19 protein-coding genes are annotated in these 18,774 nt (G+C 72.3%); 8 read left to right on the top strand and 11 right to left on the bottom strand.

What is annotated here, in order from left to right:
- Positions 1 to 6: 6 nt before the first annotated feature.
- Positions 7 to 1,068: a S8 family peptidase gene (locus ABD841_RS08550; protein WP_344969546.1), complete on the bottom strand. Its 1,062-nt coding sequence runs from the start codon at positions 1,066 to 1,068 to the stop codon at positions 7 to 9.
- A gap of 207 nt (positions 1,069 to 1,275) precedes the next feature.
- Here ABD841_RS08550 and ABD841_RS08545 point away from each other — a divergent pair, with 207 nt between their 5' ends.
- Entirely contained in the window at positions 1,276 to 1,770 is a 495-nt protein-coding gene (locus ABD841_RS08545) for a DUF3145 domain-containing protein (protein ID WP_344969545.1), read from the top strand.
- Positions 1,771 to 2,407: 637 nt separating this feature from the next.
- Here the strand turns inward: ABD841_RS08545 and ABD841_RS08540 are convergent.
- From ABD841_RS08540 to ABD841_RS08500, 9 genes are all read right to left on the bottom strand, one after another.
- Positions 2,408 to 3,829, bottom strand: a complete 1,422-nt coding sequence (locus ABD841_RS08540) for an acyl-CoA carboxylase subunit beta (RefSeq protein WP_344969543.1) — start codon at positions 3,827 to 3,829, stop codon at positions 2,408 to 2,410.
- 13 nt (positions 3,830 to 3,842) lie between these two features.
- On the bottom strand, positions 3,843 to 5,075 hold the full coding sequence (fabF, locus tag ABD841_RS08535) for a beta-ketoacyl-ACP synthase II (protein ID WP_344969542.1): 1,233 nt from the start codon (positions 5,073 to 5,075) through the stop codon (positions 3,843 to 3,845).
- A gap of 51 nt (positions 5,076 to 5,126) precedes the next feature.
- Positions 5,127 to 5,366 carry an acyl carrier protein gene (locus ABD841_RS08530; RefSeq protein WP_344969540.1) on the bottom strand — a complete coding sequence of 80 codons (240 nt, stop codon included), beginning with the start codon at positions 5,364 to 5,366 and terminating at the stop codon, positions 5,127 to 5,129.
- 74 nt (positions 5,367 to 5,440) lie between these two features.
- Complete coding sequence (locus ABD841_RS08525) at positions 5,441 to 6,397, bottom strand: beta-ketoacyl-ACP synthase III (protein ID WP_344969539.1); 957 nt, start codon at positions 6,395 to 6,397, stop codon at positions 5,441 to 5,443.
- A gap of 7 nt (positions 6,398 to 6,404) precedes the next feature.
- A complete protein-coding gene (locus ABD841_RS08520) occupies positions 6,405 to 7,325 on the bottom strand; it encodes an ACP S-malonyltransferase (protein WP_344969537.1) in 921 nt (306 codons plus the stop codon).
- A gap of 117 nt (positions 7,326 to 7,442) precedes the next feature.
- Positions 7,443 to 8,600 (bottom strand): PucR family transcriptional regulator, encoded by a 1,158-nt coding sequence (locus tag ABD841_RS08515; protein WP_344969631.1) that lies wholly within the window; start codon positions 8,598 to 8,600, stop codon positions 7,443 to 7,445.
- Positions 8,601 to 8,714: 114 nt separating this feature from the next.
- Positions 8,715 to 9,206 carry a DUF350 domain-containing protein gene (locus ABD841_RS08510; protein WP_344969536.1) on the bottom strand — a complete coding sequence of 164 codons (492 nt, stop codon included), beginning with the start codon at positions 9,204 to 9,206 and terminating at the stop codon, positions 8,715 to 8,717.
- A gap of 42 nt (positions 9,207 to 9,248) precedes the next feature.
- Complete coding sequence (locus ABD841_RS08505; RefSeq protein WP_344969534.1) at positions 9,249 to 10,409, bottom strand: glutathionylspermidine synthase family protein; 1,161 nt, start codon at positions 10,407 to 10,409, stop codon at positions 9,249 to 9,251.
- Positions 10,410 to 10,419: 10 nt separating this feature from the next.
- Complete coding sequence (locus ABD841_RS08500) at positions 10,420 to 10,863, bottom strand: hypothetical protein (protein WP_344969532.1); 444 nt, start codon at positions 10,861 to 10,863, stop codon at positions 10,420 to 10,422.
- Positions 10,864 to 10,976: 113 nt separating this feature from the next.
- On the opposite strand from ABD841_RS08500, the gene ABD841_RS08495 reads away from it, so the two are divergent.
- Together ABD841_RS08495 and ABD841_RS08490 are read left to right on the top strand one after the other, a co-directional pair.
- Positions 10,977 to 11,678 carry a helix-turn-helix transcriptional regulator gene (locus ABD841_RS08495; protein WP_344969531.1) on the top strand — a complete coding sequence of 234 codons (702 nt, stop codon included), beginning with the start codon at positions 10,977 to 10,979 and terminating at the stop codon, positions 11,676 to 11,678.
- A 96-nt stretch (positions 11,679 to 11,774) separates the two neighbouring features.
- Entirely contained in the window at positions 11,775 to 12,158 is a 384-nt protein-coding gene (locus ABD841_RS08490) for a VOC family protein (RefSeq protein ID WP_344969529.1), read from the top strand.
- A gap of 18 nt (positions 12,159 to 12,176) precedes the next feature.
- Here ABD841_RS08490 and ABD841_RS08485 read toward each other — a convergent pair whose 3' ends face one another.
- Positions 12,177 to 12,710, bottom strand: coding sequence for a MarR family winged helix-turn-helix transcriptional regulator (locus tag ABD841_RS08485; RefSeq protein WP_344969528.1), 534 nt, complete (start codon positions 12,708 to 12,710; stop codon positions 12,177 to 12,179).
- A 76-nt stretch (positions 12,711 to 12,786) separates the two neighbouring features.
- Here ABD841_RS08485 and ABD841_RS08480 point away from each other — a divergent pair, with 76 nt between their 5' ends.
- The 5 genes from ABD841_RS08480 (at position 12,787) to ABD841_RS08460 (ending at position 18,639) form a co-directional block, all read left to right on the top strand.
- On the top strand, positions 12,787 to 14,055 hold the full coding sequence (locus tag ABD841_RS08480; protein ID WP_344969526.1) for an amidohydrolase family protein: 1,269 nt from the start codon (positions 12,787 to 12,789) through the stop codon (positions 14,053 to 14,055).
- Positions 14,056 to 14,331: 276 nt separating this feature from the next.
- A complete protein-coding gene (locus tag ABD841_RS08475; RefSeq protein ID WP_344969525.1) occupies positions 14,332 to 14,484 on the top strand; it encodes a hypothetical protein in 153 nt (50 codons plus the stop codon).
- 53 nt (positions 14,485 to 14,537) lie between these two features.
- A complete protein-coding gene (locus ABD841_RS08470) occupies positions 14,538 to 15,509 on the top strand; it encodes an MvdC/MvdD family ATP grasp protein (protein ID WP_344969523.1) in 972 nt (323 codons plus the stop codon).
- A complete protein-coding gene (locus ABD841_RS08465) occupies positions 15,506 to 16,522 on the top strand; it encodes a TIGR04500 family putative peptide maturation system protein (protein WP_344969521.1) in 1,017 nt (338 codons plus the stop codon). The genes ABD841_RS08470 and ABD841_RS08465 overlap by 4 nt, the downstream gene beginning before the upstream one ends.
- Before the next feature lie 23 nt (positions 16,523 to 16,545).
- On the top strand, positions 16,546 to 18,639 hold the full coding sequence (locus ABD841_RS08460; RefSeq protein ID WP_344969520.1) for a peptidase domain-containing ABC transporter: 2,094 nt from the start codon (positions 16,546 to 16,548) through the stop codon (positions 18,637 to 18,639).
- Positions 18,640 to 18,774 lie beyond the last annotated feature (135 nt).

Genomic DNA, 18,774 nt, shown 5'->3' with positions numbered 1-18,774 from the left:
GAGACTTTAGCCTGGCATGGGCACCGCGACTCCCAAATCGGGGATCCGCCTTCCTCTCTCCGGATCGAGCACGTGCTCGGCCGCCTCCCGCGGTGGCCGGTCCACCGCCGCCGCGGCGATGGCCCCGCTGACCAGGGCCGCCGCGAAGGAGGTCCCGCTCCAGCGGGCGTAGCCGCGGAACTCGCCGTGCTCCGGGAAAGCGCTCGACAGCCATTCGCCCCGGGCGCAGGCGTCGACCCATGAGCCGTAGGCCGAGAACGGCGCCCCGGCACGCTCCGCCGCGTCGAGCGCCCCGACCGCGATCACCTGGGGCGAGGCCGCGGGCCAGAAGGGCCGATCCGAGGCCGTGTTGCCCGCGCAGGCCACCGTGACCGTGCCGGCCAGCTCCGCCAGCGCCGCCTCGACCAGCGGGGAGGGGCGGTCGTCGAAGGTGTGCCCGCCGAAGGACAGGTTGAGCACCTGGGGCGGGGCGGTCCTGAGCCTGCGCAGGACCCGCAGCAGCCCGGCCTCGTCCCCGACGCCGTGGCCGTTCAGCACGCGGATCGGCCGGATCCGCACCCCCGGGGCCGACTGCACGATCAGCCCGGCGATGAACGTGCCGTGTCCCGCCTGGGGGTCCAGCACGCCGTCGCCGTCCGAGTCCGGCACCTCGACGGTGTCGTGCCCGCGCTCCAGGAACCACGGGCTCTTCCGCCACCACGGGTGGTCGGCCAGACCGGTGTCGGCCAGGGCGACCGTGACGCCGTCCGCGCCGGCCCTGCCGTCCCCGGGCGCGGGGAGAGCCGCGGTGGGGAAGGGACGGGACGCCGGGCCGCCGAAGAACAGCGGCTGGCCCGCCAGGACGTGGTTGGGGGTGGCGCGCACGCCCCGCTCCCGCAGCGTGACCACCAGATCGCAGACGTCCACGCCGGGCGAGAGCCGTACCCGGTGGATCCCCTCGACCTCGACGACGGCGACGGTCCACGGGGCGAGGGCGGCGGCGCCGGAGGCGTCGGTGAGCACCTGCCCCCTCCTGATCAGAGCGGGCGCTCCGGGGACGGGTTCCACCTGTTCGACGTCGGCGTCCATCTGGTCCTCCGGGGTCGGTCACCGGCTCGCTGGGTCCTGATTCCTTCCCGAGGATGCCGCGGGTCAAGTGCTCCCGTCGCAACATCTCGGTATGACCCCCCTCTGGTGCGGCGTCACAACCGACGGTAGTCTCTCCTTCAGTCACTTGTGATCATCCTGGTATGAGGCCGTTGGGGAAGGCGCACCTCGTACGAAACGGGAGGTCCGGTGTCTGCTCGTGGCGTGCTTTACGTCCACTCAGCTCAGCCTGCGCTGTGCCCTCATATCGAATGGGCGGTCGCAGGTGTTCTTGGCGTGCCCGTAGACCTGACCTGGACTCCGCAGCCCGCCGCGCCCGGTCACGTGCGCGCGCAGGCCGAGTGGGTGGGCCGGCCGGGGACCGCGGGGGCCATCACCTCGTCGCTGATGGGCTGGCAACGGATCCGCTTCGAGATCACCGAGGACGCCTCGCCGGGCGTCGACGGGTCCCGGCACGCCTACACCCCGTCCCTGGGCGCCTTCACGGCGGTGATCGGGGCCTCGGGCGACATCCTGATCCCCGAAGACCGGTTGCGCTCCGTCATGCTGCAGGCCCGCCAGGGCCGCGTGGTGCTGGAGGAGGAGCTCGACCGGCTCCTGGGCAAGCAGTGGGACGCCGAACTCGAGTCGTTCCGCCACGCGGGTGAGGGCGCCCCGGTGCGCTGGCTGCACGCCGCCGTCTGATCCGGGGCTCCCGCCGCGTCGCGCTGAGCCGTGCCCTGCGCCGCCCGCCTCCCGCGGGCCCCGCCGGATCGCGCCTCCCCACCGCTCCGCGCCTCGCCGGCCGGCCCCTGCCGGCTCCAGCCCCGCCGGATCGCGCCTCCCCACCGTTCCGTGCCCCGCCGGATCGCGCCTTCCCGGCCCGCAGGCCCGTCGCCGCACCGGCCCGCGTCTTCTCGCCGCACCGGCTCGCTCTGCCGGCTTGCGTCTTCCCGGTCGGTGGGTCCGCCTCTGCCGGATCGTGCCTCCCCACCGCTCTGCGCTTCCCCGACGGTCAGCGCCTCCTGGGTCTGTGCTTTCCCACCCGTTCCCGTCGCCACACCGGCCCGCGCGTCGATTCCGCCGCCCGGAATCCGGTACGTTGCGCTCCGCGCGCTGAAAGCCCGCTCCGTCCCCTTTTCCGGTCTCCGGGGGAAAGGGGGCTTCCCCGCGTTCCCCGCGCCCCTCAGGGCCCTCTCAGCCCCGTGCAGGCGGCCTGTGATCCGGTGATCGCGACCCCGTGCCTCCGGTGCGGCGTGCGGGCGCCGGGAGCGGAGGCGGGAAAACGCACGAGCCCCCGCCGGCGGGGCCCGCGGGGGCTCAGACCACGGATCGCGGGGATCTACAGCGGGATGTTGCCGTGGGCGCCCCGGGCGGGGGTGGCCGTGGCAAGGACCCTGGCGATGGCGCCACGGGTCTCCTCGGGCTTGATGACCTCGTCCACCACGCCGAGCTCGATCGCCCGGTCGAGACCGCCGGCGAGGATCTCGTGCTCCTCGGCGAGCTTGGCCTCCAGGGCCGCGCGCTCCTCCTCGGGGGCGGCGGCGAGCTCGCGACGCTTGAGGATGCGGACCGCCGCGACCGCCCCCATGACCGCGATCTGGGTCGTCGGCCAGCCGAAGACCCGGGTGGCCCCGAGGGCGCGGGAGTTCATGGCGATGTAGGCGCCGCCGTAGGCCTTGCGGGTCACCAGCGTGACCCGCGGTACCGAGGCCTCGGCGAAGGCGTGCAGGAGTTTGGCACCGCGGCGGACCACGCCGTCGTGCTCCTGGCCGACGCCCGGCAGGTAACCGGGGACGTCCACCAGGACGACGAGCGGCACCCCGAAGGCATCGCACATACGGACGAACCGTGCGGCCTTCTCCGCCGACGCGGCGTCCAGGCAGCCGCCCAGGCGCATCGGGTTGTTGGCCACCACGCCCACCGTCCGGCCCCCGAGGCGGCCCAGGGTGGTGACGACGTTGGGCGCCCACTTGGCGTGCAGCTCCACGCCGGGCTCGTCGAGCAGGCCCTTGACCAGCGGCTTCACGTCGTAGGCGCGGCGCACGTTCTCCGGCAGGAGGCCGGAGAAGTCGACCTCCTCCACCTCGGTGCGGACCCGGCCCTGGTGGCCCAGGAGCACCGCGAGGCGCCTGGCCTGCACGTAGGCGTCGGTCTCGGTCTTGGTGACCACGTGCACGACGCCGCTGCGCTTGCTGTGCGGCTCGGGACCGCCCAGCGCGGCCATGTCGATCTGCTCGCCGGTGACGCTGCGGACCACATCGGGACCGGTGACGAAGATGCGGCCCTCGTCGGCCAGGATCACGATGTCGGTCAGCGCGGGACCGTACGCGGCGCCGCCGGCCGCGGGGCCGACCACCACCGACAGTTGCGGCACCACGCCCGAGGCGCGGGTCATCGCGGCGAAGACGCGACCGACCGCGTGCAGCGACTCGACGCCCTCGGCGAGCCGGGCGCCGCCGGAGTGCCACACGCCGATGATCGGCACCCGCTCACGAACGGCGACGTCGTAGGCGTGCACGATGTGCTCGCAGCCCTCGCTGCCCATCGCCCCGCCCTGGACACGGGCGTCGCTGACGAACGCCACGACCGGCACGCCCTCCACGCGGCCCATCGCGGCGAGGAAGCCGCTGCGGTCGACCGGGGAGATCAGCCGGATCGAGCCCTCGTCGAGCAGGGCCGCAAGGCGCGTCTGGGGGTCACGGGGATCGAGAGGCTCCTTGTCGGAGGCCTCGTCCACCACCCTGTTGTCGAGCACAGTCATCATGAGCTCCCTGTCAGACGCTGGTGAAGGCCACGGCGACGTCGTGTCCGCCGAACCCGAAGGAGTTGTTGATCGCGGCGATCTGGCCGTCGGGCAGCGCGCGGGCGTCACCGAGCACGATGTCGACGTCGATGCCGTCGTCGAGGTCGTCCACGTTGATCGTGCCGGGCGCGCGCCGGTGGTGCAGGGCGAGGACGGTGAAGACCGACTCGATGCCGCCGGCGCCGCCGAGCAGGTGGCCGGTCATCGACTTGGTGCCGCTGACCAGCGGGTGGCTGCCGACGACCTCCCGGATCGCCATCGTCTCCACCACGTCGCCCGCGGGGGTGGAGGTGGAGTGCGCGTTCACGTGCTTGACGTCCTGACCGGTGAGGCCGGAGTTCTCCAGGGCGCGGCGCATGGCCAGCATGACCCCGGCGCCGGTGGGCTCGGGCTGGGCGATGTGGTGCGCGTCGGCCGAGTAGCCGACCCCGGCGGCCACCGCGTAGATCCTGGCGCCGCGGGCGCGGGCGTGCTCCTCGGACTCCAGCACGAGGATGCCGGCGCCCTCGCCGAGGACGAAGCCGTCGCGGTTCTTGTCCCACGGACGCGAGGCGCGCTCGGGCTCGTCGTTCCGGGTCGACATGGCGCGCATGGCGGCGAAGGACCCGATGTTCAGCGGGTGGATGGCCGCCTCGGTGCCACCGGCCACGACCACGTCGGCCCGGCCAGAGCGGATCATCTCGATGGCGTAGCCGATCGACTCGGCGCCGGTGGCGCAGGCGCTCACGGTGGCGTGGACGCCGGCGCGCGCGCCGATCTCGATGCCGATCCAGCCCGCGGCGCCGTTCGGCATCAGCATGGGCACGGTGAACGGCGAGAGCCGCTGCCAGCCCTTCTCCTTGAAGGTGTCGTAGGCGGCGAGGATCGTGGTGATGCCTCCGATACCGCTGCCCACGACGACGCCGAGGCGCTCGGAGTCGACCTTCTCGATTCCGGCGTCGGCCCAGGCCTCGCGAGCCGCGATGAGCGCGAACTGCTCGGCCCGGTCCAGCCGCCGCGCCTCCGGCCGGGGCAGCACCTCGGCCGGGTCGACGGCGGCGACTGCGGCGAACTTCACCGGGACGGAGTCGACCCAGTCTTCGGTGAGGCTGCGGACCCCGGACTGACCGGCGAGGAGCGCCGACCAGGTCGAGGCGGCGTCCCCACCGAGGGGCGTCGTCGCGCCGAGCCCGGTGACGACGACACGTACCTGGTCTGTACTCACTTCTGCGCTCCTTGTGAATCGCGGGTCAATGCGGGAAATGGATCGGGCGTCTCAGTTCTGGATGAAGTTGATGACGTCCTTGACGGTCTTCAGGTGCTTCAGCTGGTCGTCGGGGATCTCGACGCCGAACTCGTCCTGGGCGGCGACGGCGATCTCGACCATGGACAGCGAATCGATGTCGAGGTCGTCGACGAAGCTCTTCTCCGGGGTGACCTCGGAGGCCGGGATCCCGGTGATCTCGTTGATGATCTTGCCGATGCCGGCCAGGATCTCCTGCTCGCTGAGAGCCATGTCGCGTGTTCTCCTTGGAATCGGTTTTCTCGGGTTCCGCCCGGGGACCCGGGCGGAGGAACTGGATGGAGGCTCTAGGGGATCTCGATGACCTGACCCGCGTAGGTCAGGCCCGCGCCGAAGCCCAGCAGCAGGGCGAGCCCGCCCGACTGGACCTCGCCGCGCTCGATCATCCTCGACAGGGCCAGGGGGATCGAGGCCGCCGAGGTGTTGCCCGCCAGGACGATGTCCTTGGCCACGACGGCCTTGTCGGCGCCGAGCCTGCGGGCGATCGACTCGATGATGCGCAGGTTGGCCTGGTGGGGCACGAAGGCCGCGAGGTCGGCGGGGTCGACCCCGGCACGCTCGCAGATCTCCTTGGCCACCGGGTGGAGCGCGGTGGTCGCCCAGCGGAACACGGTCTGACCTTCCTGGTGCAGGAAGGAGTCGCGGTCCTTGATGATGATCGCGTCGAACTTGTCGCCGGCGCTGCCCCAGACCACCGGGCCGATCCCGGGGGTCTCGGAGGGGCCGACGACCGCGGCGCCCGCACCGTCGGCGAAGATCACCGCGGTGGACCGGTCGGTCCAGTCGATCCACTGGGAGAGCTTCTCGGTGCCGACGACCAGCACGTTGGTGGCCGAGCCCGCGCGGATCGCGTCGTTGGCGACCGCGAGCGCGTAGCAGAAGCCGGAGCAGGCGGTGTTGACGTCGAACGCGCCGGGGGCGTCGATGCCCAGCCGGGTGGCCACCCGGCCGGCGGCGTTGGGGATCTGGGCCTCCAGGGTGCAGGTGGCGACGATCACCAGATCGATGTCGGAGGCCGACAGACCGCTCGCCGCGAGCGCCTTGCCGCCCGCCTGGACGGCCAGGTCGATCTCGGACTCGTTGTCCGGGGCGATCCGCCGTTCTTTGATGCCGACGCGACTCTGGATCCACTCGTCGCTGGTCTCCATGGTCGCCGACAGGTCGTCGTTGGTGACCACCTTGGAGGGCTGGTAGTGGCCGAAGGCCAGGATCTTCGCGCCCGGAGCTCCCTGAGAGATCTTCATCGGCCGATCACCGCTCCTCGTTGGACTCGTGGGACGAGATGGCCCGGCGCGCGGTCTCCAGGTCGTCGGGGGTCTTCAGGGCGACCGTGGTCACCCCGCGCAGCGCGCGCTTGGCCAGGCCGGTGAGCGTTCCGCCCGGGAGGAGCTCGATCATCGTGGTGGCGCCGCGGTCGGCCATGGTGGCCATGCAGGCGTCCCAGCGGACCGGGTTGGCGACCTGGGAGACCAGGCGCCGCAGGAACTCGGCGCCGCTCGTGACCACCGCGCCGTCGGTGTTGGACAGCAGGGTCACGGTGGGGTCGGCGGGGGTGACGCCCGCGGCGGCCTCGCGCAGGTGGTCGACGGCCGGGGCCATGTGCACGGTGTGGAACGCCCCGGCCACCGAGAGCGGGATCACCCGGGCGCGTGCGGGCGGCGCCTCCTTGAAGGCCGCCAGCTGCTCCAGCGTGCCGCCGGCCACGATCTGCCCGGCGCCGTTGATGTTGGCGGGGGTGAGACCGTGCTCGGCGATGGCGGCCAGCACCTCCTCCTCGGCCCCGCCGAGGACGGCGGACATGCCGGTCTGCGTGATCCCGGCGGCCTTGGCCATGGCCTGGCCGCGCTCGCGGACGAGGCTCAGGGACTGCTCGGGGGTGAGCACCCCGGCCAGGGCGGCGGCGGTGAACTCACCGACGCTGTGCCCGGCCACGATGTCGGGGGAGGCGCCGAGGACCTCGGCGACCGCGAGCCCGGCGGCCACGAGCAGAGGCTGCGCGACGGCGGTGTCACGGATCTCGTCCGCGTCGGCGGTGGTCCCGTAGGCGACCAGGTCGAGCCCGACGAGATTCGACCACGCGGCCAGACGGTCCGCCAGGCCCGGTAGTTCGAGCCACGGATTCAGGAAACCTGGAGTCTGGGCGCCTTGGCCCGGAGCGACGATGACGAGCACGAAACCCAGCCTGCCCTGTAGGGGTTCGATACACGGCTGGAGATCCGGACGAACTTTATCCTCACCTTTTTGTGGGAATCCCACAACTGGGGTTTCGCGAAGATTACGTTAAGGCGCTTAGATTACGGCTGTTTCGGACAGCCGTCCCAGAATGAGCCCTACCTGCAGGGTGAAGGCGGACCTTCCCTCCGTCGGCTGGTAGCCGGTCAGCTCAGTGATCTTCCGCAGGCGGTAGCGCACCGTGTTGGGGTGGACGAAGAGCAGGCGGGCTGTCGCCTCCAGTGACGTGCCCTGCTCCAGATAGGTCGCGAGCGTGTCGAGGAGCGGCGTGCCGACCAGCGGCAGGTAGACGTTCTCGATCAGCTGGGCCCGGGCGTCGGCGTCGCCGTCGATGGCCCGCTCGGCCAGCAGATCCTCGGCGTGGACCGGCCGGGGAGCGTCCGGCCACCCCGCGGCGGCCCGCAGCCCCGCCATCGCCGCCCGCGCCGAACTCGCCGCCGCGTGCAGGTCGGGCACCTCGGGGCCGATCACGATCGGCCCCGGCCCGAAGCGCGGCACCACGTGCCTGGCCGCCGCGGCGACGTTGTCGGCCCCGCCCACGATCACGATCAGCCGGTCGCCCTGCACCCCGGCCAGCATGTCGAGCCCCGACCTGCGGCCCCGTTCGCGCAGCCCGTCGATCACCGCCTGCGCGTCGTCGTCGGGCGTCTGCCCGGCCAGCACCACGACGGGGGAGGACGTCCAGCCGAGCGCGGCGGCCCACGAGTGCAGGCCGTCGTCGACCTCGCCCCTGACCAGGGCGTCCACGATCAGCGCCTCCAGCCGGGCGTCCCACGCCCCGCGGGCCTCGGCCTCCCGGGCGTAGACCTGGGCGGCGGCGAAGGCCACGTCGCGGGTGTAGCGGAGCATGGCCTGCTGCAGCTGGTCCTCGCCGCCGGGGGCGGCCAGCTCCCCGGTCTGCGCCTCGACCACCTCCACCACGACCCGCACGATGTCGACGGTCTGCTGCAGCGAGATGGAGCGCTTCAGCTCCCGGGGCGCGGTGCCGAAGAACTCGATGCTGGGCGTCAGGCGCCCCTCGCCGGCGTGCTGGAACCACTCCACGAACGCGGCGATCCCCGCCTGGGCCACCAGGCCGACCCAGGACCTGTCCTCGGCGGACAGGGCACGGAACCACATCAGCCGCTCGTCCATCCGGGCCATGGCGGCCGTGCCCAGTGTGCCCATGGCCCGCTCCAGTCGCCGCGTGGTGTCCTGGCGGATCTGATCCAGCATGGGATCTTTCGCGCGGGCGCCGGCCACGACGTCGTTGTGCCGGACCACTGGCTCGTTCCGTTCCCTCACGCCCCTAAGGGTGCCAGGTCGCGCGGGATGCGCCAGCCGCGGCGCTCAGATGACGGCGACGGCGGTGATCAGGCCGATGGCCAGGTGGGTGACTGCCAGGAGCCGGGCGCCCGGCTGGAGGTCGGGCTCCCGGACCAGTTCGCGCACCGAGATCCCCGCCACCTTGTCGAAGGCGATCATCGCCACGGTCTGCACGCCGATGCCGACCAGGCCGAAGACGAGGGTCGCGAGCAGACCCTCGTGCAGGGCGCCGCCCGAGGACCAGATGGAGGCCGCGACGATCAGCCCGACGGCGACCAGTCCCGATCCGGTCAGCAGGGTGGCGTTGGGATTGCGGTCCTCTTTGATCATCTTGCTGAGCTTGCCGGGAATGGCCAGGTCGATCACGTAGAAGCCGATGATCAGCAGGATCACGCCGAGCGCGGCGTAGGCGGCGATGGCCAGCGCGCCGCGTCCGAGGGTCTCGACGAGCGAGATCGTCTCGGTGCCGACCGCAGGGGGCAGGAGCGACGGGGCCGGCGCGGGGGTGGGACTCATGGTTTCTCTTTCCAGGACTCAGAGCTCGGTGGGGTGCAGGGTTCAGAGCTCGATGCGATGGGGGACGAAGGACGAGGTGTCATCGGTGATCAACCCGGAGGTCTCGCGGATCCCGGCTCCCGCCGCCTCGTCGTGGATCACCCATGCGCCGAGCACGGGACGCCAGCCGTCGAAGTCGGGCAGCGCCTGGAACTCCTGGTAGACGTGACCTTCGGCACCGTAGCCGCCGGGGGTCTCGACGCGGTCGCCCGGGGTCACGATCCGCATGCTCGCGCCTTCGCGGCCGAGCAGCGGCTTGACGATGTAGGAGGACAGGTCGCGGGGACCGTCGAGGTAGGCGGGCAGCAGGTTGGGATGGCCCGGGTACAGCTCCCAGAGCACCGCCAGCAGCGCCTTGTTGGACAGCAGCATCTTCCACAGCGGCTCGATCCAGGTCATCGAGACCTGCTGGCGCACCGCGTGCGCGCCGAACGGGTCGGCGATCACCCACTCCCACGGGTAGAGCTTGCAGAGCGTGCGGATCACCCGGTGCTCGACGTCGACGAACCGCAGGTTGAGGCCGTCCCAGCCGATGTCCTCCATGGCCACCGCGACGGTCTTCAGGCCGGCCTGCTCGGCGGTCTCCTGCAGGTAGGCGACGGTCATCGCCTCCTCGCCCGAGGAGTCCATGTTGGTCCAGGCGAAGTGCGCCGGTCCGGTGGGCAGGCCGGCCGAGATCTGCTGCCACCGGGCGATCAGCCGCTCGTGGATGGAGTTCCACTGGTCGTCGTCGGGGTAGCGGTCGCGTAGCCAGAACCACTGCACCACCGAGCTCTCCAGCAGGCTGGTGGGGGTGTCGGCGTTGTACTCCAGCAACTTGGCCGGTCCGGTGCCGTCGTAGCGCAGGTCGAAGCGGCCGAACAGGTGCGGGTCGTTGCGCTCCCAGGAGGCGGCGACCTCCGACGCCACCCACTCGGGAAGGGCGAAGTCGGCGTAGCGGCCGTGCGCGATGACGTGCTCCACGGCGTGCAGGCACATCCGGTGCAGCTCCTCCACCTGGTTCTCCAGGTCGAGGATCTCGTCCATGGAGAAGACGTACTGGACGCCCTCGTCCCAGTAGGGGCGATCGAGGCCGGCGGGGTGGGCCGAACGGTGGTAGGCCAGGCCCTGGCTCTCGATGATGCTCTCCCAGCCGTCGCGGGGGAGCGCGGTCTCGCGTCTCATCTGCGCCGGATCAGCTCCCGCTGCCCGATCCGCCGCGGCCGCCGAAGCCGCCTCGCTGGATCACGGTGCCGTTGCGGCTGACGATCCTGACGTCCGCGGGACGCACGGTCGTGCCGCGGCTGATGTGGCCGCCGCTCCTGGTGCCGCCGTAGTACCAGCTGTAGGCGCCACGCGAGCCGCTGTAGTGGGAGCCGGAACTGTCGTCGTCGTCGCAGTAGTCCTCGTCCACGATCGTGTACGTGCCGTCCGGCTGGCGGCTGTTGAGGTCGACGCACTCGGCGCCCACCTCCTCGTAGTCGCCCTGCGCCGCGCAGTAGCCGACCAGGAGCAGCGCGACCACCCCGATGCCGGTGAGGGTGACGACCTGCGACGCTTTGATGCCCGAGGACGTGGAGGCCAGCTTGCGAGGCTGGTTCTGCGGTGCGGCCAGTGGGTGTTTCGGTCGTGCGGCCATCGAGCTCCAATGAGATGTGTCGCAACAGGCTATCGGGGCGGTTTTGTCTGTTCAACCGGCCGGTGAGATCCCCTTGGAGGAGATTGTCGGTACGGACGCGTAGCGTGGCGAGTGTGAACCGCACCGACCGGCTCTACGCCATTGTCGAGGAGCTTCGCGCCGTCGCGCCCCGGTGCAAGTCGGCGCGTGAACTGGCCGCGAGGTTCGAGGTCAGTCCCCGCACGGTCGAGCGCGACATCTCCGCGCTCCAGCAGTCCGGCGTCCCCATATACGCGGAGCCGGGCAGGCGCGGGGGCTACGCCCTCGACAAGAGGATGTCCCTGCCCCCGCTCAACTTCACCCCCGCCGAGGCGGTCGCCGTCGCGGTGGCGCTCGGCCGCGCGGGCGACAACCCCTTCGCCTTCCACGCCCGCGGGGCGCTGCGCAAGCTGATCGCCGCGATGTCGCCGCCCGATGGCGCCAGGGCCAGGGAGCTCGCGGCCCGGGTGCACATGATCGTCGAACCGGAGCCCTACCCCCGGGTGTCGCGGGTGATCGAGCAGGCGCTGCTCCACCGCCGCGTGCTCCGGCTCCGGTACGAGGACCAGAAGGGCCGGACCACCGTCCGCGAGGTCGAGCCCGCGATCTTCGTCGGCGGCCGGGGCGGCCACTGGTATCTGGTGGGGATGTGCCGCCTCAGGCAGGACGTCCGGGTCTTCCGCCTCGACCGCATCGGCTGGGCCGAGGAGACCGACGAGACCGCCCCCGAGCACCCGCCGGAGCGCTTCGCCCCGCACCTCCCCGACGTGGTCATGCGGAGCCCGGAGTTCGACTGAGAGCCGTCGGAATCCGGCGGAAAACACCGACATAGGGCTGTCGCCGAGCCGGTTCATCGTAGACGTGTTCGAGAAAACCGGTTAGGGAGACACTTGATGATCAACACCGTCGCCTGGTTCGAGATCGCCACTGACGACCCGCAGGGCGCGGAGAAGTTCTACGGGGAGCTGTTCGGCTGGTCCTTCACCGCCGACGAGGACGCGGCACAGGGGGGAATGGACTACCGGCTCATCGGCTGCCCGGGCGCCGACGGTCCCAAGGGCGGCATCTACGCCACCGGGGGCGCCGCGCCCGGCCACGCGGTCTTCTCCGTCGTCGTCGCGGACACCGCGGCCACCTGCGCGCGCGTCGAGGCCCTGGGCGGGGAGGTGACGTTCAAGCTGCTGGACAACCCCAACGGCCCCGACTTCGCCTACCTCCGCGACACCTCCGGCAACCTCTTCGGCGTCTTCACCCCGCCGAAGCCCGCCGAGGCCTGATCCCGCCCCGGGCCCGGGTCAGGACCGGGGCGAGGGGGCGGCCCGGTCTCCGAGCGTGACGAGCACCTCGCGCAGCAGGTCGGCCAGGGTTCGCGCGGTCTCGTCGGGCACGCCCGCCAGCAGGTCCCTGTGGGCCTCGGTCGTGGCCATGGCCAGCTCCTCGGCCCGCCGCGCGCCGAGATCCGTCAGGCGCACCCAGGAACTGCGGCCGTCGGCGGGGTCGGGTTCGCGTTCGACCAGGCCGGCGGCCGTGAGCCGCTGCAGGATGTTGCTCGTCCCTCCCGTGGTGAGCGACGAGCGCTCGGCGAGCCGGCTGGGCTTGAGCCGGTAGGGGGCGCCGGCCCGGCGCAGCGTCGCCAGCACGTCGAACTCCGCGTACGTCAGCCCGTACTCGCCGAGCACGGACTGGGTGACCTCCTCGACGAGGGCCTTGAAACGCGAGGCGCGCTTGATGATCTCCAGTTGGACGGTGGCCGCCTCGGGCATCTCCGCCCGCCAGCCGTCCATCATCTCGTCGACGCGGTCGCGCCGCGCCACCTCCTGCCGACCCATGGCTTGAGGATAGCTCTCTCCCTTGATAGCTTTCGTGAAAGCTTTTTTACTTGCTTTGCTAAAAGGGAGAACCGCTGTGCGCCTGCTCATCGCCAACGCGACCGTGATCGACACCGAGCCGGACCCCCACGTCATGCCCGCGACCGACGTGCTCGTCGAGGACGGGGTCATCACCGCGGTCGGTCCCGGGCTCGCCGCGGCCGGGGCCGAGATCGTCGACGGCACCGGCCGGATCGTGCTGCCCGGCCTCGTCGACACCCACCGGCACGTCTGGCAGAGCGTGCTGCGCTCGGTCGCGGCCGACGCCACGCTCGGCGACTACCTCACCCTCGTCCTGGGCGGGTTCGCCCCCGCCTTCCGCGCCGAAGACGTCCACGCGGCGAATCTCTGGGGCGCGCTGGAGGCGCTCGACGCCGGCGTCACCACGGTCTACGACTGGTCGCACATCCAGCTCACCCCGGCCCACACCGACGCCGCGCTCGACGCGCTGCGCGAGACGGGGATCCGCGCCGTGTTCGGCTACGCGCACCCGGCCGCCGACGACGGCGCGCGCCGCGAGGACGAGGTGCGTCGCGTCGCGTCGCTCGCCGGATCCGGGCTCGTGACGCCCGCGCTGGCGGCGTGGGGCCCCGTCTACGGGTCGGTCCGCGCGGCCGAGGCCGACTGGCGGCTGGCCCGCGAGCTCGGCCTGCGGATCAGCCTGCACGCCACCGGGACCGGCGCCGTCGAACGGCTGCACGCCGCGGGCCTGCTCGGGCCCGACGTCATGTTCGTGCACGGCAACGGCTTCTCCGACGAGGCGATGAAGCTCGTCGCGGACAGCGGCGGCACCGCCTCGGTCGCGCCCGTGGTGGAGGCGCAAATGGGGCACGGGCACCCGGAGACCGGGCGGTTCCGCGGCTTCGGGATCCCCACCGGGCTCGGCGTCGACACCGTCACCGACGCGCCGGGCGACATGTTCTCCGTCATGCGGGCCGCCTTCGCCGCGGCGCGGCTGCGCGGCGAGCCGCTCACCGCGGCCGCGGTGCTGCGGATGGCCACGATCGAGGGCGCCGAGGTCCTCGGCATGGCCGACCGGATCGGGTCGCTGCGCGCGGGCAAGCAGGCCGACCTGGTGATCCTGCGCGCCGACTCACCCGGCATGGCCCCGGCCCACGACCCGGTGGCCGCCGTGGTGACCGCCGCGGGCACCGCGGACGTGGACAGCGTGATCGTCGCGGGCCGCGTCGTGAAGCGCGCCGGCCGCCTGCTCCACGCCGGCCTGCCCGGGGCCCTGGACCGGCTCTCCCGCTCCGCGGCCCACCTCGCCGGGGCCGCAGGCACCGCGACGGCGGCCGCCCGCTGAGCCGGTCCCGGACCTGGTCCCCTTACCCCGCCACGCCTGTCGAGCCCGTACCCGTCGGGCCCGTACCTGTCGCGTCTGCGTCCGGCGAGCCCGCCACCGGCGCGGATACCTCGGAGGCAGCGAACCACCACTGCGGTACAAGGAGGGCGCTAGCGTCCTGCAAATCGTGGTTAGGAGGGCACTGACGCTCTGCAAGTCGTAACCAAACCGCTGCGGCGAGGCTCTTCTCATCACCACAGACCGGTGGTGACAGGAATTTCGAGAGGAGCGACCTCAGTGCAGAGGAACCTTCAGATCGTCGACCTCCCGGCGGACGCCGACGAGCTGGCCGACGACCAGTTGGACGTCGTCACCGGTGCGATGTCGGCGCAGATCGGCATCGTCTGCAGCGCCCTGTCCGGTGGCCGCCAAGACTGCTTCTGGGCGTAGGTCGAGAGGCGCGGCCGGGATGCCCCCCGGCCGCGCCCCCGAAGGGACCGGCAATGCTGTTGATCATCAGCAACCCCCGGGACGACTCCGCGGACATGGTCGTGTCCAAGATCGAGGGGCGGGGCGTGCCCGTGCTCTGGTGGGACGAGGCCGACTTCCCCGAGCGCACCACCGTGAGCACGGAGATGCTCGGCGGGCGCTGCCGGCAGACCCTGACCCATCGCGGCGTCTCCCACGACCTCGCGAAGGTCACGGCCGTCTGGCACCGGCGTCCCGGCCCGCCCGCGGCGACCTCGGTGACCGACCCCACCCAGCGGGCGTACGCCGAGGAGACCGCCCGCCGGCTCCTCCACGGCGTCTACGACCTGATGCCCGCCCGCCGCTGGATGCCCGCCCGGCCCAAGGACATGGTCAGGGTGGACGACAAGCTGCTCCACCTGCGGCGCGCGGCCGAGCTGGGGTTCGCGATCCCCGACACCGTCGCCGGGAACGATCCCGGGCGGCTCGTCCCCGCCTGGCACCGCGCGGGCGGGCGGCTGATCTCCAAGACCTTCGACCACCGGCCGTTCGGCGTCCGCGGCGAGGAACACCACATCTACACCACCGAGGTGAACCGGAGGGACCTGGCCGGACGCCACCGGATCCGCCACGCCCCCGTGATCCTCCAGCCCAACCTGGCCAAGGCCGTCGAACTGAGGGTCACGGTCGTGGGGGAGCGGGTCTTCACGGCCCAGATCGACTCCCAGTCCTCACGCCTGACCCGGCAGGACTGGCGTCACTACGACGATCCCGGCGTGGCCTACGCCCCGCACCGCCTTCCCCCGGCGGTCGAGGAGCGCTGCCTGCGTCTGGTGGCCTCCTTCGGCCTCAGCTACGGCGCCGTCGACCTGGTCCTCACGCCCGACGGGGAGTACGTGTTCCTCGACCTCAACGTCACCGGCCAGTGGGCGTTCGTCGAGTTGCTCGCCGGGCTGCCGATCAGCGCCGCCATCGCCGACTGGCTCACACAGACAGGAACACCATGACCCACCGGTTCGGCGCGGAGCTGGCCTCGGCCGTACAGCTCCTGCGCTCCCTGCCGCGAAGCGCGGAGAAAGCCGAGGACGCACGCGAACAGGTCGCCACGTGGTCGGCCGACCACCCCGGGCTGGACGCGGAACTCGTCGTCGACGAGCCACCCGGCAGCCTGCTGGTCGGCTACGACCTACTGCTGACCCACCCCGAAGGCGGCACGGTGGCGATCTCCGCGCAGACCGAGGACGGCGTGCCGTGGCTCGTCGACCGCGCCACCCACTGGGCGGCCGGGCAGGTGGTGAGCGTCGACGGCAAGGACCTGTCCGTCCAGGCCGCGCTCTACGCGCTGCGCGCCCTCGGCGTCCGCGACCGCACCGTGCACGAGCAGCTCGTGGACTACCGGATCCTCCTGTCGGAGATCGCCGAGGACCGCACCCCGGTCACCGACACGGAGCTGCAGGAGGCCGTGGACGACTTCCGGCGGCGGCGCGGCCTGTTCACCAGGGAACGGACACTCGACTGGCTCGCCGAGGTCGGGCTGACGGAGGACGCCTTCGCCGGCCACATGGAGACGACCGCCCGGATGAACCGCGTCCGCAGGCGGTTCGCCGGCGCCCCGGCGCGGGCCTACCTCCAGTCCCACATCAGGGACTTCTGCCTGACGCGCGCGGCGTGGGTCACCGGCCGCGACGGGGCGGTGATCGGCGAGATCGCCCGGGCGGACTCGGCCGCCGAGCTGCTGCGCCGCGCGGAGCACTCGGTTCACGGCGGCACCGGACGGCTCCGGCTCACGATGGCCACCGCGCTCGGCTCCGAACTGCCGGCGCCGCTCCGCACCGCCGCGACCGGCCGGGTGATCGGTCCCGTGGAGTCCGAGGGCGGCCCGCTGGCCGGCGCGGTGCTGCGGAGATTCCCTCCCGACCCGGACGATCCCGCCGTTCTCGCAGCCGCGGCGGAGGCGGCCTACACCACGTGGCTGGCCGGGCGCCGCAGGGCCGCGGACATCCGGTGGCACTGGCTATGAGACGGCGACGCGTACCCCTGCGGATGCAGCAGACGCAGACCGACTGCGGCGCCGCCTGCCTGGCCATGGTGCTCAGCGCCCTGGGCCGCCGCACGAGCATCGCCGAGATCTGGGCACACGTTCCCGAGAACGCCGACGGCGCCACGCTCCGGGAACTCATCGCCGCCGCGAGCGCGTTCGGCCTGAAACTGCGCGCCTTCCGGCTGGCCGCCGACCGCGTCGGCGGGCTGCCCACGCCGTTCATCGCGCACTGGGAGCAGCACCACTTCGTCGTCGTCGAGCAGGTGGACGCCCGCGGCGCGACGGTGGCGGACCCGGCCTTCGGCCGCCTCCGGCTCACGCCGGAACGGTTCGCCGAAGCCTACGGCGGCATCGCGCTCGTGCCGGAAGTCCCCGAACGACTGGCTCCCGCGGACCCGGGCCGTTCGTCGGGCCGCGCCGTGCTGTCCCTGCTGCGGACAGCCTTCACGGAGAAGCGGCTCATCGTCAAGCTGATCCTGGCCACGCTGGGGGTACAGCTGTTCGGCCTGGCCGTGCCGCTGTTCACCCGGCTCGTCGTGGACGGCGACGCCCACGGGCCACAGGCACTGGCCGTCGCCGCCGCGTTCGCCGCGACCGCCTACCTCGTCACCTCGCGCGTACGCTCGTTCCTGCTCATCCGGCTGCAGACGGGCGTGGCCGCCCAACTGATGCGACGGCTCGTCGGGCACGTCCTCGATCTGCCGTTCAGGTTCTTCCAGCGCCGGACGAGCGGCGATCTGCTCAGCAGGCTGAGCGCGGTCTCCGGGATACGCGACATGATCGCGGAACGCTCCATGGCTCTGGCCTTCGACCTGCTGACCGCCCTCGCGTACCTCGTCGTCCTGGCGGTGACGGCACCGTACCTCGCGCTGCTGACGTTCGCCGTGGCGGCGGCGCAGGCGATCGCGGTCGCGGTGTACGCCGGACCGTCGATACACCTCGCCTACGCCGCCCTCCACGCCGGTTCGGCCACGCAGACCAGCCTCGTGGAGAGCCTCTCCGGGGTCGAGACGCTCAAGGCGAGCGGGACCGAGGAGCACGCGTTCGACCGCTGGCGGATCTCCCACCGGCGGGAACTGGCAGCGGGGGCCGCGCGGGACCGCAAGGTGGTGGGCGCCCAGGCCGTCACCGACGCCCTCCAGCTGGCTCTCGCCCTCGGCCTGCTCGTCGTGATCTCGTCCCAGCTGCCCGGCCCGTCGAGCCTGGGCGAGCTGCTGGCCCTCGCGGCGCTCGCGAACGCGGCGCTCGTGCCGCTGACCTCGCTGCTCGGCACCGTGCAGCAGATCCATCTGGCCTTCGCCCACCTGGATCGGGTGGCCGACCTGCTGGACGCGGTCCCGGAGCCCACCGGAGGCCTGCGCCCGACGCTCCGGGGCGAGGTGGAGGTCTCGGGGGTGTCCGCGGGGTACGACCCGCGTTTCCCGGTGCTGCACGATGTCAGCCTGCGGATCCGGCCCGGACGGCGGCTGGCCGTCGTGGGCGGGTCCGGGTCGGGGAAGACCACTCTCGGACGGGTCCTGCTGGGCCTGATCGAGCCCCTCGACGGCGAGGTCCGTTTCGACGGTGTTCCACTGCGCCGGCTCGACCCCCGGCACGTGCGCAGGCAGGTGGGCGTGGTCACGCAGCAGCCGCATCTGTTCTCCGGGACCGTGGCCGAGACGATCGCGTTCGGAGACGACTCGATCGGGCAGGCCGCGATCGAGGAGGCCGCCCGGCTGGCGGAGGTCCACGACGAGATCGTCGCCCTGCCGCTCGGCTACGGCACGCACATCGGAGAGAGCGGCGGCCGCCTCTCGGGCGGGCAGCGGCAACGGCTCGCGCTCGCGAGGGCGCTGGCCCGCCGCCCGCGCATCCTGCTGCTCGACGAGCCGACGTCTAGCCTCGACGCGCTCACCGAGGAACGCATCCGGAGGAACCTCGCCGGTCTCGGCATCACACAGATCGTGATCGCCCACCGTCTCTCGACGATCCGGGACGCCGACATGATCGTCGTGCTGGAGGACGGGCGCATCGTGGAGACGGGGAGCCACGCCGAGCTGATGTCCCGCGGGATGCGCTACGCCGAGCTGGTGTCCCTCCAGACGACACCGGCCTGAACGCCCTCCTGCGGCGCGCGCCCGAGAACCCTCTGTCGCAGGACCGCCCGGTCCGCCGTGCCGGCCCCATCCGGTTCGGACCCCGCCCGTGCGGCCGGGGCCGCGTCCGCTCGCCCGGTGCCGGCCGCGGGACCA

Source organism: Streptosporangium fragile (assembly GCF_039534445.1).
In the GTDB taxonomy this organism is placed as follows: domain Bacteria; phylum Actinomycetota; class Actinomycetes; order Streptosporangiales; family Streptosporangiaceae; genus Streptosporangium; species Streptosporangium fragile.
This window is presented reverse-complemented; position numbering and strand designations above follow the sequence as displayed.